General features: G+C 61.6%; 15 protein-coding genes. 7 read left to right on the top strand and 8 right to left on the bottom strand.

The features are described 5' to 3' along the window. Nucleotides 1-30: 30 nt before the first annotated feature. The 6 genes from leuB to IV89_RS15660 form a co-directional block, all read right to left on the bottom strand. Nucleotides 31-1137 (bottom strand): 3-isopropylmalate dehydrogenase, encoded by a 1107-nt coding sequence (leuB, locus tag IV89_RS15685; RefSeq protein WP_005851023.1) that lies wholly within the window; start codon nt 1135-1137, stop codon nt 31-33. A gap of 65 nt (nt 1138-1202) precedes the next feature. After that, a complete protein-coding gene (locus IV89_RS15680; protein WP_037942992.1) occupies nt 1203-2147 on the bottom strand; it encodes an endonuclease/exonuclease/phosphatase family protein in 945 nt (314 codons plus the stop codon). A gap of 32 nt (nt 2148-2179) precedes the next feature. Beyond that, a complete protein-coding gene (locus tag IV89_RS15675) occupies nt 2180-3025 on the bottom strand; it encodes a hypothetical protein (protein ID WP_005851026.1) in 846 nt (281 codons plus the stop codon). Between the two features lie 322 nt (nt 3026-3347). Continuing rightward, nucleotides 3348-3953: a 3-isopropylmalate dehydratase small subunit gene (leuD, locus tag IV89_RS15670; RefSeq protein ID WP_037942993.1), complete on the bottom strand. Its 606-nt coding sequence runs from the start codon at nt 3951-3953 to the stop codon at nt 3348-3350. A 30-nt stretch (nt 3954-3983) separates the two neighbouring features. Continuing rightward, nucleotides 3984-5393, bottom strand: coding sequence for a 3-isopropylmalate dehydratase large subunit (gene leuC, locus IV89_RS15665; protein ID WP_037942994.1), 1410 nt, complete (start codon nt 5391-5393; stop codon nt 3984-3986). A 76-nt stretch (nt 5394-5469) separates the two neighbouring features. Beyond that, nucleotides 5470-5568 carry a hypothetical protein gene (locus IV89_RS15660; RefSeq protein WP_037942997.1) on the bottom strand — a complete coding sequence of 33 codons (99 nt, stop codon included), beginning with the start codon at nt 5566-5568 and terminating at the stop codon, nt 5470-5472. A 258-nt stretch (nt 5569-5826) separates the two neighbouring features. Here IV89_RS15660 and IV89_RS15655 point away from each other — a divergent pair, with 258 nt between their 5' ends. From IV89_RS15655 to rlmH, 3 genes are all read left to right on the top strand, one after another. Then, complete coding sequence (locus IV89_RS15655; RefSeq protein WP_235183809.1) at nt 5827-7098, top strand: mechanosensitive ion channel domain-containing protein; 1272 nt, start codon at nt 5827-5829, stop codon at nt 7096-7098. A gap of 479 nt (nt 7099-7577) precedes the next feature. Then, nucleotides 7578-7946, top strand: a complete 369-nt coding sequence (gene rsfS, locus IV89_RS15650) for a ribosome silencing factor (RefSeq protein ID WP_005851034.1) — start codon at nt 7578-7580, stop codon at nt 7944-7946. Between the two features lie 21 nt (nt 7947-7967). Then, nucleotides 7968-8438, top strand: coding sequence for a 23S rRNA (pseudouridine(1915)-N(3))-methyltransferase RlmH (rlmH, locus tag IV89_RS15645; RefSeq protein WP_009825853.1), 471 nt, complete (start codon nt 7968-7970; stop codon nt 8436-8438). A gap of 35 nt (nt 8439-8473) precedes the next feature. On the opposite strand, the gene IV89_RS15640 is transcribed toward rlmH, so the two are convergent. Together IV89_RS15640 and IV89_RS15635 are read right to left on the bottom strand one after the other, a co-directional pair. Next, a complete protein-coding gene (locus tag IV89_RS15640; protein ID WP_005851038.1) occupies nt 8474-8830 on the bottom strand; it encodes a hypothetical protein in 357 nt (118 codons plus the stop codon). A 33-nt stretch (nt 8831-8863) separates the two neighbouring features. Continuing rightward, nucleotides 8864-9565, bottom strand: a complete 702-nt coding sequence (locus tag IV89_RS15635; protein WP_037944882.1) for a DUF599 domain-containing protein — start codon at nt 9563-9565, stop codon at nt 8864-8866. 81 nt (nt 9566-9646) lie between these two features. Here IV89_RS15635 and IV89_RS15630 point away from each other — a divergent pair, with 81 nt between their 5' ends. Genes IV89_RS15630 through glcF form a run of 4 tightly spaced genes read left to right on the top strand, consistent with a single transcriptional unit; the run spans nt 9647 to nt 14073 of the window. After that, on the top strand, nt 9647-11095 hold the full coding sequence (locus IV89_RS15630; protein WP_037942998.1) for an FAD-linked oxidase C-terminal domain-containing protein: 1449 nt from the start codon (nt 9647-9649) through the stop codon (nt 11093-11095). 60 nt (nt 11096-11155) lie between these two features. Then, nucleotides 11156-12274 carry an FAD-binding protein gene (locus tag IV89_RS15625; RefSeq protein ID WP_037943000.1) on the top strand — a complete coding sequence of 373 codons (1119 nt, stop codon included), beginning with the start codon at nt 11156-11158 and terminating at the stop codon, nt 12272-12274. Further along, on the top strand, nt 12271-12636 hold the full coding sequence (locus tag IV89_RS15620; RefSeq protein WP_037943001.1) for a hypothetical protein: 366 nt from the start codon (nt 12271-12273) through the stop codon (nt 12634-12636). The genes IV89_RS15625 and IV89_RS15620 overlap by 4 nt, the downstream gene beginning before the upstream one ends. A gap of 45 nt (nt 12637-12681) precedes the next feature. Continuing rightward, entirely contained in the window at nt 12682-14073 is a 1392-nt protein-coding gene (gene glcF, locus IV89_RS15615) for a glycolate oxidase subunit GlcF (RefSeq protein WP_037943003.1), read from the top strand. Nucleotides 14074-14120 lie beyond the last annotated feature (47 nt).

Genomic DNA, 14120 nt, shown 5'->3' with positions numbered 1-14120 from the left:
CGGTCATCCGGCAGGGCTGCTCTTTAGGTCTTACAGGCTCGCGTCCAGCGCGGCGAGGATTGCGTCGCCCATTTCGGAGGTCGAGATGGGTGAGCCGCCTTCGGGGCCCATCAGATCCGCGGTACGTGCCCCATCGGCGAGCACTTTTTCAACGGCTTTTTCCAGACGCGCGGCCTCATCGCCCTGGTCGAAGGAATAGCGCAGCGCCATCGCAAAGCTGAGGATACAGGCGATGGGGTTCGCCTTGCCTTGACCCGCGATATCGGGGGCAGAGCCATGGACGGGCTCATACAGCGCTTTGGGGCGGCCATCGGCATTTGGCGCACCCAGCGAGGCAGAGGGCAGCATCCCCAGCGAGCCTGTCAGCATCGCGGCACAATCGGACAGGATATCGCCGAACAGGTTGTCGGTGACGATCACGTCGAACTGCTTGGGCGCGCGCACCAGCTGCATCGCGCCGTTGTCGGCGTACATGTGGGACAGCTCGACATCGGGGTAGTCTTCGTCATGCACTTTCTGCACGACTTCGCGCCACAGGATGCCGCTTTCCATGACGTTGGCTTTCTCCATCGAGCAGACTTTGTTGCCCCGACGACGCGCCAGTTCAAAGGCTGACCGTGCGACACGGTCGATCTCGGATTCGGTGTAGCGCTGAGTGTTGATGCCGACGCGTTCGTTGCCTTCCTCGAAAATTCCGCGGGGTTCGCCAAAGTAGACACCCGATGTCAGTTCGCGCACGATCATGATGTCGAGCCCGGCAACGAGGTCTTTCTTCAGCGAGGAGAAATCCGCCAGCGCGTCAAAACACTGTGCCGGACGCAGGTTCGAAAACAGGTCCATTTCCTTGCGCAGGCGCAGCAGGCCGCGTTCGGGTTTCACGCTGAAATCAAGCGCGTCGTATTTCGGCCCGCCAACGGCACCGAGCAGAACAGCATCCGCCGCCAGTGCTTTGGCCATCGTGTCGTCATGCAGGGGGGTGCCGTGTTTGTCATAGGCGGCACCGCCGACCAGATCGTGATCCACGTCGAAGGCCAGATCGCGCTTGTCGCCAAACCAGTCGATGATGCGAACAACCTGGCCCATGACCTCGGGGCCGATGCCGTCACCGGCGAGGATTAGCAATGTGGGGTTGGCCATGCGGTGTCTCCTGAAAAATACGTTGATAGCGGGGTAGCGCGGGGAGCCAGAGGGGTCAAGAACGGCTAGCGGTCAAGATCGACCCAGACCACGCCATGACGGCTGGCAGCAGGGTCGCGGGTCACGCCAGCGGCGACGATGCGCCAGTCGGTTGAGGGCAGTAGATAGTCGACACGCATATCTCCCAAACTGTCGAAGGTGACGGTGGGCTGGCCCGCCAGCGGGTCGTGGAGCGCGGGGTGATCCAACAGCGTCTGGATCGCGGCGCGCAGCCCTTCGCCTTTCGCCGGATCAAGATTTGCATCCCCCAGCAGGATAAAACGGTCTGTTGGCGGCGGGCCGAAGGTGCCCGCCAGATAGTGGTCCCAGAACAGGATTTCATCATGGTTGCGTTTGCCGTTGCGGTCCTCTGGTCCGTCGAACACAGGGGGCGTGGCATAGAAGGTCAGCAGGGTCAGGGGCGCTTGGTCTGGGATGTCGAGGGGGACGACCCATGCCCCGTGCGAGGCAAGCCGCTGCACCTCTTGCGCCGCGGCAGAGGGGAAGGGGGCACCGTCCGTCTGCGGCAGCAGCGCATCGGGCAGGTCACGCCACAGAAAATCGCTGTAATCCTGAACATCGGTGCGCAGCACGGGATAGCGCGACAGGATCGCCATCGCGCCCGCGCCGAAGAAGCGGCCATAGCCCTGACCATCGCGCGCTCCGCCCGTTTTTCCGTCGCCGTCCATATCCAGACCCGTAGGCCGTCCCGCATTCGGAGGCAGCGCGAAACGGTAGGGGTAGCTGGGGCCAGCCTCGCCAAGCCTGTCCGCCAAAGCGCCAAGCGTTGTGCCGCCAAGATCGTAATCCACCCCCTGCAGCACGATGATATCGGCAGCAACATCCGCCAGCAGGCGCGTCACAGCGGTAATCTGCGGGTCCGCCCCTTTGGCAATGTCGCGCAGCAGCAGACCCGGTCCGGCCCGCGATAATTCGGTGTTGAAGGTGGCGATGCGCAGGGGCTCTGCCACCGCGGGGGATGCGGCCAGCAGGACGCCTGCGATCAGGCTGGCTGCAAGCCGTGATCTTTCTCCGCCTCGTCGGCATAGGCGCGACGGCGTTTCTCTTCGATCATCTCGGCGATCTTGCCCATGGCAATGCCGCGCATGATGATGCTGGCAGGAAGGAAGGCCCATGCGGCGACTGTCCAGATCTGGGTGTGCGGGTTCTGCAATGTAATCGGGTCTAGCAGATCGGCCGCCGCTTTGACTACTGCGGGGATCAGGAAGGGCAGAAGGAAGCCAAGCGCGATATTGATCCGCGCGTCCCGTTGCAGACGATAGATGACATCGCCGCCCGCGGTCGGGTCGAACAGCGGCAGGTTCACCCAGACGTTAAAGGCCCCCTGACGCACTGGCCAATTCATGATGCGCACCAGCACCAGAAACGCCCCCATCGAGATCAGCGAGATCAGATAGGCCATGCCCGCGGACGTACGGACCGATGTCACCAGTGCGTCGCTGGCGCTTTCGGGCAGCATCAGGACAATCATGCGCACCGGCGAAAAGGGGAAATCCATCGCATTGCCAAGGATCGTCCCGATAGAGGTCATGGCACCGCCCAGAACCGAGGGGCTGACCTTTTGCTTCAGGATCAACGTCAGCAGGATGATGGTGACCAGCAAGCAGACATAGCGCAGCCGGTTGAAGGGGGCCGCGTCGCGGAATTCGATGATGCTGGGGAAGTTCGAGTTGTATTCGATGAACGTGAGGAAACAGGCGATCAGCGCCACCAGCATTGTGATCTGGCTGGAATCGTTCAACGCATCGGGTAACATGAGGGCGGGCGTTGCAATCAACAATGCCACCAGAATGCCACGCGCTGCCGCGCCGGATATACGTGCAATCACAAAACTACCCTTCCAAACTGGCCAGCCACGATTCTTTGCCGCGTGCTTGTTCCAACTTGATGCCCTCGGGTGTCGAAGGCCTGCCTCAGAATTGCCTCAATTGTGTCTTCTTTCGCCACATTCCTCAAGCCCGTTCCTGACGATGCGCGCGGATCTGAGACATTTTGAGCGCAGGTGTGGTGCGATATTGCATCATAGCTGCGGCGAAAATGACGCAACCCGCGGCCTGTTGTGGGCAACAAAGCGGTGCCCACAACCATGTATAGAACTCAACCCGTGGTTAGGTCAAGCGCGCCAGCCCGTCGGGCCGGGCCCGTGGGGATCAGACCCAGGGGCGTGCCTGTGCAGCGGCAGATTCGAAGCTGTCGATAGAGGCCGCTTTTTCCAGCGTCAGACCAATATCGTCGAGCCCGTTCATCAGGCAGTGCTTCTTGAACGCGTCAACCTGGAAGCTGATGACTTCACCGTCAGAGCTGGTGATCTTCTGCGCCTCAAGATCCACTTCGATCCGCGCGTTAGAGCCTTTTTCGGCGTCTTTCAGCAACAGGTCCACCTGCTCTTGCGGCAGGGCGATCGGCAGGATGCCGTTCTTGAAACAGTTGTTGTAGAAGATGTCCGCAAAGCTGGGCGCGATAACACAGGTGATGCCGAAATCGGCGATGGCCCAAGGCGCGTGTTCCCGCGAAGAACCACATCCGAAGTTATCGCCCGCCACAAGAATCTGCGCGTCACGGTATTGCGGTTTGTTGAGCACGAAATCCGGTACTTCGTTGCCGTCGCGGTCATAGCGCATCTCGTCAAACAGGTTCACGCCAAGGCCCGACCGTTTGATCGTTTTCAGGAACTGCTTGGGGATGATCATATCGGTGTCGATATTCACCATCGGCATGGGGGCCGCGATCCCGGAAAGTTTGTCGAATTTGTTCATGGTTTTGTTGTCCTTTGATCTGCTGGCCGCTTACGCGTCGAGCTTGCGGATATCGGTCAAACGTCCGGTAAGAGCGGCAGCGGCAGCCATCGCGGGGGACATCAAATGGGTGCGCCCCTTAAAGCCCTGACGACCTTCGAAGTTGCGGTTCGACGTCGATGCGCAGCGTTCACCCGGTGCCAGTTGGTCGGGGTTCATCGCCAAACACATGGAACACCCCGCAAGGCGCCATTCGAAACCGGCATCCTTGAAGATATCGGCAAGCCCTTCTTCCTCGGCCTGCGCCCGCACAAGGCCGGAGCCCGGGACGATCATGGCGCGCATGCCGTCCTTGATCTTCTTGCCTTTCAGAACCGCCGCCGCAGCGCGCAGGTCTTCGATGCGGCCGTTGGTGCAAGACCCGATGAACACGGTATCGATCTCGATATCGGTCAGCGCCATGCCTTCGGTCAGGCCCATGTATTCGATCGCGCGTTTCGCCGCGTCGACCTTGCCGCCGGTGAAGTCGGATGCCGCGGGCACTTTGGCGGTGATGGGCAGAACATCCTCGGGCGAGGTGCCCCAGGTGACGGCTGGCGCGATGTCTTCGCCCTTGATCGTGATGACCTTGTCCCAATGGGCGTCGTCATCGGAATACAGAGTTTTCCACCAATCCATCGCGGCTTCCCACTGGGCACCCTTGGGCGCGTGGGGGCGGCCTTTGCAATATTCGAACGTCTTGTCGTCCGGCGCGATCAGGCCAGCGCGCGCGCCGCCCTCGATGGCCATGTTGCAGACGGTCATGCGGCCTTCCATCGACAGGTCACGGATCGCCTCGCCGCAATATTCGATGACATAGCCGGTGCCGCCCGCCGTGCCGGTTTCACCGATCACGGTCATGGTGATGTCCTTGGCGGTCACACCGGGGGCAAGCTTGCCGGTGATCTCGACCTTCATGTTCTTGGATTTCTTCTGGATCAGAGTTTGCGTCGCCAGCACGTGTTCCACCTCCGAGGTGCCGATCCCGTGGGCCAGCGACCCGAAGGCCCCATGTGTCGCGGTGTGGCTGTCACCGCAGACAACGGTCATGCCGGGCAGGGTCCAGCCCTGTTCAGGGCCGACGATATGCACGATGCCCTGACGCACGTCGGACACGGGGTAGTAGTGCAGGCCGAATTCCTTGGCGTTTGTATCAAGGGCGGCCACCTGAACGCGGCTGTCTTCGGTCATCGTCGCGGCGTTGGCGCGGTCCAGCGTGGTCGGCACGTTGTGATCGGGCACAGCGATGGTCTGGTCCGGGCGGCGCACGGTGCGGCCCGTCATCCGCAGCCCTTCAAAGGCTTGCGGGCTGGTCACTTCGTGGACGAGGTGACGGTCGATGTACAGAAGGCAGGTGCCATCGTCGGCCTCGTGCGCGACATGGGCATCCCAGATTTTATCATAGAGCGTTTTGGGGGACATGTGGTCCTCTCCCGTATGTTATGTAAGCGAAGAATAGGGGTGTACGAAAGACGAGCGCCAAGGCGCGGGCGGGCGTTTATAGTCGCGCCAGCACGGTGTGGGTTGCCCCGAAAAAGCGTTCGCGCAAGCGGGCGCGGTCGCAAATGTCGAACAGATCGTCTGAAACATGTGTCATAGCGGCTTAGCTAGACGCTTTCGGCCATGTGATCAAGGATTCTGACGGTGTGCGGTGGTGGCGCGGCTGCATCGGATCACGTGCTTGTGCACGGACGGGGGTATCCCTTCTTGCGCGGTGCGCGGGATTGTCCCACCATTGAAGCCCTGTACAAGTTTCTTGCCTTGAAAGTTCATGATGACCCCAGACCCCTTTGCCCATTTCCTTGAGAGTATCCAGGCGTTGATCGCAGGGGGGATCGGGTTGGCGGAAAGCCTGATGCAGCCCGGCTGGCGTCAGTACCAGATGTTCATCCTGCTCGGGCTCGCGCTGATATCATGGGGGCTGCATCACGCCACGGGCAACTGGCTGCAAAACTGGGTCCGCTCGCGCGAGGGGTGGTCCAAGTGGCAGCTGCGCATGGTGGTGCAGGTCAAGCGGCGTCTGGGGCTGATGTGGTTCGCCCTGCTGGCAGGGACGGTCTATCTGGTGATGCAGAACATTACCTGGCCGTCGCGGTCCTATCTGATCGGCATATTCGCGACGCTGGTGGCGGTGTGGGTCTGTATCGCCTTCGCAGCGCGGCTGGTGCGCAACCGCCCCATGCGGCGTCTCGTGACATGGGGGCTGTGGATCTACGCCACGCTCTATGCGTTGAACGTGGTTGATGATGTCTCGGCGTTTCTGGATTCGGTGGCGCTGTCGATCGGGGATTTCCGGCTGTCGCTGCTGACGGTGATCACCGCGCTGGTGGTGATCGGTCTGTTCTTCTCTGTGGCGCGGATCATCAGCCAGACCAGCGCTGCCACGATCCGCAAGAACGAAGACATCAGCCCCTCTATGCAGGTGCTGGCGGTGAAGGGCGTACAGCTGACGCTTTATGGCATCGCTTTCTTTATGGGGGTCAAGGCCGTCGGAATTGACCTTACCGGGCTTGCGGTGCTGTCGGGGGCGATTGGTGTGGGCCTTGGTTTCGGCCTGCAAAAGGTCGTGTCGAACCTTGTGTCGGGGATCATCATCCTCATCGACAAATCCATCAAGCCGGGGGATGTGATCAGCCTTGGCGATACCTTTGGCTGGATCCAGACCTTGGGCGCGCGCTATGCCTCTGTCGTGACGCGGGACGGGAAGGAATATCTGATCCCGAACGAGGACCTGATCACCGGTCAGGTGGTGAACTGGTCCCACTCCAACGATTTTGTGCGGCTCGATATCTATTTCGGCACGGCTTACGGGGATGATCCCCATGTGGTGCGCAAACTGGCGGTAGAGGCCGCAAGCGGGGTCGAGAGGGTGCTGAGCTTCAAGGCTCCGGTCTGTCATATCGTGGGCTTTGGGGACAGCAGCGTCGATTATATCCTGCGCTTCTGGATCAAGGACCCGACAGGCGGTCTGACCAATATCAGGGGCAATGTTTATCTGGCGCTTTGGGATGCGTTCAAAGAGCACGGCATTTCGATCCCCTTCCCGCAGCGCGAGGTCAAGGTTCTGGACGACAGCAAGCTCGCCCTGTCCCGCGCGGGTGCAGGTGCCGGATCAACACAGGAATGAGCGGCGGGAATCAGCGGGGCCGGGATCCTGTCGTGACTTCACCTATCCCCCTGTCGCGGGCGCATGGCAGCTTTGCGACGCTGTAGCACGACTGCCAACTCGAGCCGGACGGATGGCATATGTGCCTTTCGGCCAGACCTTCATGGCGCTGCGAGGAGGGTGGTCGTCGTACCCCCTGACAACGCCAGTGCCGTCAGTAAAAATGCACACCGGACAAGAGTTTGCCCGTAAGGGCGTGCCATTCTCTGGCCGCGTCACGGGCGGCCCGTCAAAGCGGTGGTGTCGCGGCTCTCGGAGCGGGCCCGACTGGCGCGCGCCGGTAAATGCCGGTCATGGCCGCTTGTCATTGAAATTTCACTTCGGCGTGCCTATTCTAGGACATCCCCAGCGCCGGGGGACTGTCGGCGCGTCTAAAGGAGGACAATGTCCTGTCAACGCTTTCAAATGCAGTTCCGACTGCTACCCCGCAGGCAGCCCTGATGACTGCTGAACAAAACACAGCCACAAGCGACGCTCTGCTGGCTTCAATCCTTTCCCAACTTGACGACGACAAAGCCGAAGAAGTTGTGCAGATCGATCTGCGCGGCAAAACGGCGATTGGCGACTATATGGTTGTGTGCTCCGGCCGGTCTTCGCGTCAGGTTTCGGCGATCGCTGAAAAACTGGCCCAGATGGTCAAGGACGACTATGGCCGTTCGCCCAAGGTCGAAGGCAAGGAAACAGGTGACTGGGTGCTGATCGACACAGGCGATGTGATCGTTCACGTGTTCCGTCCGGAAGTCCGCGAATTCTACCAGCTGGAGAAGATGTGGATGACCACAGAAGCCCCAGCCGTGATGCCGCATTAAGCTGCCTTTCAGGCAGGGATCATGCGTGTTCACATCTGTGCGGTCGGGCGTTTGCGCGCCGGACCGGAAAAAGACCTCATTGATGATTATCTGAATCGGTTCGATCGAACCGGTCGCGCGCTGGGCCTAGGGCCCGCGCGCGTGATCGAGGTTGAGGATAAGAAAAATGGCGGTATGCCCGCCGAAGCCGCGTTGCTGCGCCGTGCCATTCCTGCGGGGTCGTTGATCTGCGTGATGGACGAACGAGGAAAGGTCGAAACCTCACCGGATTTTGCCAACCGTCTAGGGGGCTGGCGCGATCAGGGGCGGGGGGATCTGTGCTTTGTCATCGGCGGCGCGGATGGCATCGACAAAGAGCTACGCCGCGAGGCGGATCATGCGCTGTCATTCGGCAAGATGGTCTGGCCGCACATGCTGGTGCGCGTCATGCTGGCAGAACAGCTGTATCGCGCCGCCTCGATCCTGTCGGGCGGCCCATACCACCGCGTATAAATCCGCCAGCTCTGGGGTCCGGCAGGGCCCAAATCTTACTTGATCTGGACCTTCTTGATCTCTTTCCCCCAACCGGCCTGCGTATCGCGGGCCTGAATGCCGACCTCTGTCGTGCCTGCGGGCAGCTCAACGCCGGACAGGGAACGGGTTAGCGGTTGTTCGTCCACGTGGGGGTGGATCAATTCGCGGATTGCCAGCTGGTTGCCATCGGCATCCAGAATGCGCCACGCGTCCGAAAAGTGGTCCCAGCCGGTATCATTGTGGCTGATCGTCACGTCGAACTTATAAAGGCCGCCCTCTTTCGACACGCGCACCGAGTTGATGGAGGTCGGGTCCGCCGCAGCGACCTGTGCTGCAACCAGCAGCGGAATGGAAAGGATCAATTTGTACATGAATACACCAATGTCTGAAAACAGACATATAGACTAGCCTTGCTCATTTTCCAATAGAATGCGCCGTGACAGTGACGTGAACTCGCGCCGCCAGATGATGATGACGGTGACCATGGCCGCTACGGTGAGGGGGATCGGGCCGACGATCCAGCCCAGACTGGCCAGCGCAAAATAAAGCGACCGCAACCCCCGATTGAAACTGCGTGCGGCGGTGATGTTGATCTCTGCCGCCTTGGACGCCAGCGGGGGTGCGCGGCGGTCCTCGGGGTCATTTGGGACGGCGGCCATGAGCACCGAACAATAGCCAAACAGCCGGTTTGACCAGACGAATTTCAGAAAGCCGTTGGTCAGAAAGAACAGTGGCAGCAGCATTTTGAATTCCCACACCACGGTGGGCAGCTCGGTCAGGGCAAGGTCTTCGACCACCGTCGACAGACGCTCGCTGTTGCCCAAAAGCGCCAGTGTCCCGCCCAAAGCGATCATGCTGGTAGAGGCGAAGAAAGCCGTGCTTTGCCGCAGGGTGCTGATCATCTGCGAATCAAAGATACGCGGCTGGCGGGTGATCATCTGGGTCATCCATTCGCGCCGGTATTGCGCCATGATCAGCGACACAGAGGGCTTAGCGGGGTTCGGGTGTTCGATGCGCCAGCCAATGGCCAGCCAGGCGCAAAAGATTATCGCCAAAGCGGCATAATCCAGCGGTTGAAACAGGGCGATGCGATCCATCCAAGTCATGCTAAGCTGCATACGCCGACGGGTTCTATGTTGCCAATGTCTTTAATTGGTCATATTATTTTACCAAACTGGAGGTTCGCCATGGAAATGCCCATTCCCAGCCAAGCCGTGATCGCGCGCAAGACGCGCGTGGTTGATCGGCTGCGTCAGGTTTTGCCGGCTGATGCTGTCATCTCGGATGAACGCGAGACGCGGGCCTATGAATGTGATGCGCTGACCGCCTATAAATGTGCGCCGATGGTGGCGGTGTTGCCCTATACCACACAGCAGGTGTCGGATGTGTTGCGCATCTGCCACGAAGAGGGCGTGCCCGTCGTGCCGCGCGGGTCCGGTACGTCGCTGGCGGGGGGCGCGCTGCCCACGGCGGACTGCGTGATCCTTGGCGTGGCGCGTATGAACGAGGTGATCGAAACCGATTACCCCAACCGCATCATCAAGGTGCAAACCGGGCGTACCAACCTGAGCGTCACAGGCGCGGTCGAGGAAGACGGTTTCTTTTACGCGCCCGACCCTTCAAGCCAGCTGGCCTGTGCCATCGCGGGCAATATCGCGATGAATTCGGGCGGGGCGCATTGTCTGAAATACGGGGTGACGACCAACAACCTCATGGGCGTTACGATGGTCTTGATGGATGGCGAGGTGATCGAGGTCGGCGGCGCGCATCTGGATGCGGGCGGGCTGGACCTGCTGGGGCTGATCTGCGGCTCTGAAGGGCAGCTGGGGGTCGTCACCGAAGCCACGCTGCGCATCTTGCACAAACCCGAAGGCGCGCGGCCCGTGTTGATCGGGTTCGACGATAACGAGGTCGCGGGGGAATGTGTCTCTGACATCATCAAGGCGGGTGTCTTGCCCGTCGCCATCGAATTCATGGACCGCCCCTGTATCGAAGCGACGGAGGCCTTCGCCAAGGCTGGTTATCCCATGTGCGAGGCGTTGCTGATCATCGAGGTCGAAGGCTCCGACGCGGAGATTGACCACCAGTTGGGTCTGATTTCCGACATCGCGCGGCGGCACAATCCGGTGGAGCTGCGGCAATCCAAATCCGCAGAGGAAAGCGCCAAGATCTGGCTGGGTCGGAAATCGGCCTTTGGCGCGATGGGGCAGATCAACGACTACATGTGTCTGGATGGCACCATCCCGGTGTCCTCGCTGCCCTTCGTGCTCAAACGCATCAAGGAACTCAGCGATCAGTTCGGGCTGAAGGTCGGCAATGTGTTCCATGCGGGCGACGGAAATATGCACCCGTTGATCCTGTTTGATGCCAACAAACCGGGCGATCTTGAGCTTTGCGAGGAATTCGGGGCCGAGATCCTCAAGCTCTGCGTCGAAGTGGGCGGCTGTCTGACCGGCGAACATGGCGTCGGGATCGAGAAACGCGATCTGATGCATGTGCAATACGCCCCCGACGATCTGGAGGCGCAGATGGCGGTGAAGGATGTGTTCGACCCCGCATGGCTGCTGAACCCCGCCAAGGTCTTTCCGCTGGATGCGTCAGAGACACGCCGCGCCGTGGCGCTCGCGGCGGAATAACCCGCGCCTGATTAACTGCTGATCTTCAACAGATCACACGCACGACGAAGGAGCCGAGACATGGCCATCACATCCGAAGAGGCGCTGGTCGATGCGGTCAAAGGTGCCGCTGGCCCGATCTCGGTTCAGGGGGGCGGCACGCGCGGCCTGCCCGCGACAGGTCAGATCATGCGCGTTGCGGGGCTGCAGGGGATCACGCTGTATGAACCCGGTGCGCTGACGCTGGTCGCGAAACCCGGCACCCCCGTGACCGAAATCGAAGAGGCGCTGGCCGCCGAAAACCAGCGTCTCGCGTTCGAACCGATGGACCATCGCGGGTTGTTGGGCACCAGCGGCACGCCGACGATCGGTGGGGTGATGGCAGGCAATATCAGCGGACCGCGGCGGATCTCGGTCGGGGCGGCGCGGGACTTTCTGCTGGGGGTGCGCTTTGTCGACGGGCGCGGTGCCGTGGTCAAGAACGGCGGGCGCGTGATGAAGAATGTCACCGGCTATGATCTGGTCAAGCTGATGGCGGGGTCTTACGGCACTTTGGGTGTGCTGAGCGAGGTATCGATGAAGGTGCTGCCACGCCCTGAAACGCAGGCGACCTTGGTGCTGCACGGGCTGGACGATGCGGCCGCTGTGGCCGCGATGGCCCGCGCCCTTGGCAGCCCGTTCGAGGTGACAGGTGCCGCCCATGACCCTGCCACCCGCGAAACCGCACTGCGCATCGAAGGGTTCGAGGCATCGGTCAGCTACCGTCTGAGCCAGCTTCAATCGTTGCTCGCCGGCGCGGGGGCAGAGGTCGAGCAACGCGATGCAGCGGCGACGCAGGCGCTTTGGTCCGGCATCCGTGATGTGGCGGCGTTTCACGACGGGCAGGGTGATGTGTGGCGCGTGTCGTGCAACCCCTCTGACGCGCCGGGGATCGCGGCGCGGTCGGGGGCAGAGCGCTGGACCTACGACTGGGCGGGCGGGCTGATCTGGCTGCGCAGCGCCGCGGGCCATGATCTGCGCGCAGCCATCGGGCCGATGGATGGGCATGCAACGCTGGTGCGGGCCGATGTGCAGACCAAGGCGCGCTTGGGCGTGTTCCACCCCGAACCCGCCGGTGTGGCGCGGCTGACAGCGGCCCTGCGGGCGCAATTCGATCCCAAGGGCATCTTCAACGCGGGCCAGCTGGACTGCGCGGCATGAGCTTGCTTGCGGTCTTCCTTGTTGTCTTTATCGGCGGGCCGTTGGTGTTCCGCCTCTTGACCCGTGGCAAGCCTGACCGGCGCAGCCTGCGTGCGCTGGTGCTCCTGGCTTTTCTCTGTGCCGTGGCGGGGATGGCGATACGCTATGGCGTTGCGCAGTATTGGGGCGAAAACCTGCTCGCGTCGATGGGGGCGATTGCCTGTATCTGGCTGGGCTGGATCGCCGTTCTTGCCTTTGTCGCGCAGGTGTTGCGCCGCGCCTATCCCGGCCCCGTCACGCAGCGCTGGACCAATGTGCTGGGGATCTTGGCCACCACGCTGCCCTGGTTCGGCCTGATCTGGGCCAGCACCGTCGCCGCTTAACTCTTTACCTCGTCAGGGTCTCGTGCCCGCAATGCCGGAGCTTTCATGCAAACCACATTCACCGCAGAACAGTTGAAAAACCCCGCGACGGCGCGCAGCAACGAGATTCTGCGCGCCTGTGTGCATTGCGGCTTTTGCACCGCCACATGCCCCACGTATCAGGTGTTGGGTGACGAATTGGATAGCCCGCGCGGACGTATCTATCTGATCAAGGACATGCTCGAGAACGACCGCGATCCGGATGAAAAGACGGTCAAACATATCGACCGCTGCCTGTCCTGTCTGGCGTGTATGACGACCTGCCCCTCGGGCGTGCACTATATGCATCTGGTGGATCACGCCCGCGATTACATCGAAAAACGCTACAAACGGCCCTTCAGCGACCGTGCCCTGCGGTGGATTCTGGCGCGTATCCTGCCCTATCCGGCGCGGTTCCGGCTGGCGCTTCTGGGGGCGAAGATCGGGCGGCCCTTCGCGCGGTTGATGCCCGACGCGCGGTTGCGTGCGATGATCGAGATGGCCCCCAAGACGATCCCGCCGGTCAGCCGCAACGATGACCCGCAGAGCTTCCCGGCGCAGGGGGCACCGCGCAAACGGGTGGCGCTGATGACGGGCTGTGCGCAAAAGGCGCTGAACACCGACATCAACGACGCCACCATCCGCCTGCTGACACGGCAGGGCTGCGAGGTGGTCGTCGCCGAAGGCGCGGGCTGCTGCGGGGCGCTGACCCATCACATGGGCAAAACCAGCGAAAGCCACGCCACCGCGGCGCGCAACATCAAGGCATGGTGCGCCGAGATGGACGGGCAGGGGCTGGACGCCATCGTCATCAACACCTCGGGCTGTGGCACCACGGTGAAAGACTACGGCCATATGTTCCGCAACGGCCCGCTGGCGGCGGATGCGGCGCGGGTGTCGGCGATCGCCAAGGATGTGTCCGAGGTGCTGCACGATCTTGCGGGAGACGCAGACCCAGACGCCATGCCCAACCCCGCCAAGGGGGATATCGCGGGCATCGACGCGCCAAAGGCCCCCACGCCCGCCCATCACGGCCTGACGGTGGCCTATCATGCCGCTTGTTCCCTGCAACACGGCCAGCAGATCAAAAGCTACCCCAAGGATTTGCTGAAACGCGCAGGCTTTACCGTGGTCGAGCCTGCGGATTCACACCTGTGCTGCGGGTCGGCGGGGACGTATAACCTGATGCAGCCCGAAATCTCTAAGCAGTTGAAAGACCGCAAGGTCAGAACCCTGCAGGCCAAGAACCCCGACGTGATCGCGGCAGGCAATATCGGCTGCATGATGCAGATCGGATCGGCGGCGGGCGTGCCCGTGGTGCACACGGTAGAGTTGCTGGATTGGGCGTCGGGTGGGCCGAAGCCTCCGGCGTTGTCGCAAGAAAAAGGCACAAACTTGCAGATTCCTCGCCTCCGCTAAGGGTTTCGCCGCATTTTCGCCTTATCTCGCGGCTAGGAGAGGCTAAA

It is taken from the genome of Sulfitobacter sp. CB2047, assembly GCF_000735125.2.
Classification (GTDB): domain Bacteria; phylum Pseudomonadota; class Alphaproteobacteria; order Rhodobacterales; family Rhodobacteraceae; genus Sulfitobacter; species Sulfitobacter pontiacus.
This window is presented reverse-complemented; position numbering and strand designations above follow the sequence as displayed.

Bases quoted from the DNA above. Each gene is read 5' to 3' on its own strand.
- leuB (WP_005851023.1), bottom strand. From the start codon at position 1,137: ATGGCCAACCCCACATTGCTAATCCTCGCCGGTGACGGCATCGGCCCC.
- leuD (WP_037942993.1), bottom strand. From the start codon at position 3,953: ATGAACAAATTCGACAAACTTTCCGGGATCGCGGCCCCCATGCCGATG.
- leuC (WP_037942994.1), bottom strand. From the start codon at position 5,393: ATGTCCCCCAAAACGCTCTATGATAAAATCTGGGATGCCCATGTCGCG.
- IV89_RS15660 (WP_037942997.1), bottom strand. From the start codon at position 5,568: ATGACACATGTTTCAGACGATCTGTTCGACATTTGCGACCGCGCCCGC.
- IV89_RS15655 (WP_235183809.1), top strand. From the start codon at position 5,827: ATGCAGCCCGGCTGGCGTCAGTACCAGATGTTCATCCTGCTCGGGCTC.
- rsfS (WP_005851034.1), top strand. From the start codon at position 7,578: ATGACTGCTGAACAAAACACAGCCACAAGCGACGCTCTGCTGGCTTCA.
- rlmH (WP_009825853.1), top strand. From the start codon at position 7,968: ATGCGTGTTCACATCTGTGCGGTCGGGCGTTTGCGCGCCGGACCGGAA.
- IV89_RS15640 (WP_005851038.1), bottom strand. From the start codon at position 8,830: ATGTACAAATTGATCCTTTCCATTCCGCTGCTGGTTGCAGCACAGGTC.
- IV89_RS15635 (WP_037944882.1), bottom strand. From the start codon at position 9,565: ATGACTTGGATGGATCGCATCGCCCTGTTTCAACCGCTGGATTATGCC.
- IV89_RS15630 (WP_037942998.1), top strand. From the start codon at position 9,647: ATGGAAATGCCCATTCCCAGCCAAGCCGTGATCGCGCGCAAGACGCGC.
- IV89_RS15625 (WP_037943000.1), top strand. From the start codon at position 11,156: ATGGCCATCACATCCGAAGAGGCGCTGGTCGATGCGGTCAAAGGTGCC.
- IV89_RS15620 (WP_037943001.1), top strand. From the start codon at position 12,271: ATGAGCTTGCTTGCGGTCTTCCTTGTTGTCTTTATCGGCGGGCCGTTG.
- glcF (WP_037943003.1), top strand. From the start codon at position 12,682: ATGCAAACCACATTCACCGCAGAACAGTTGAAAAACCCCGCGACGGCG.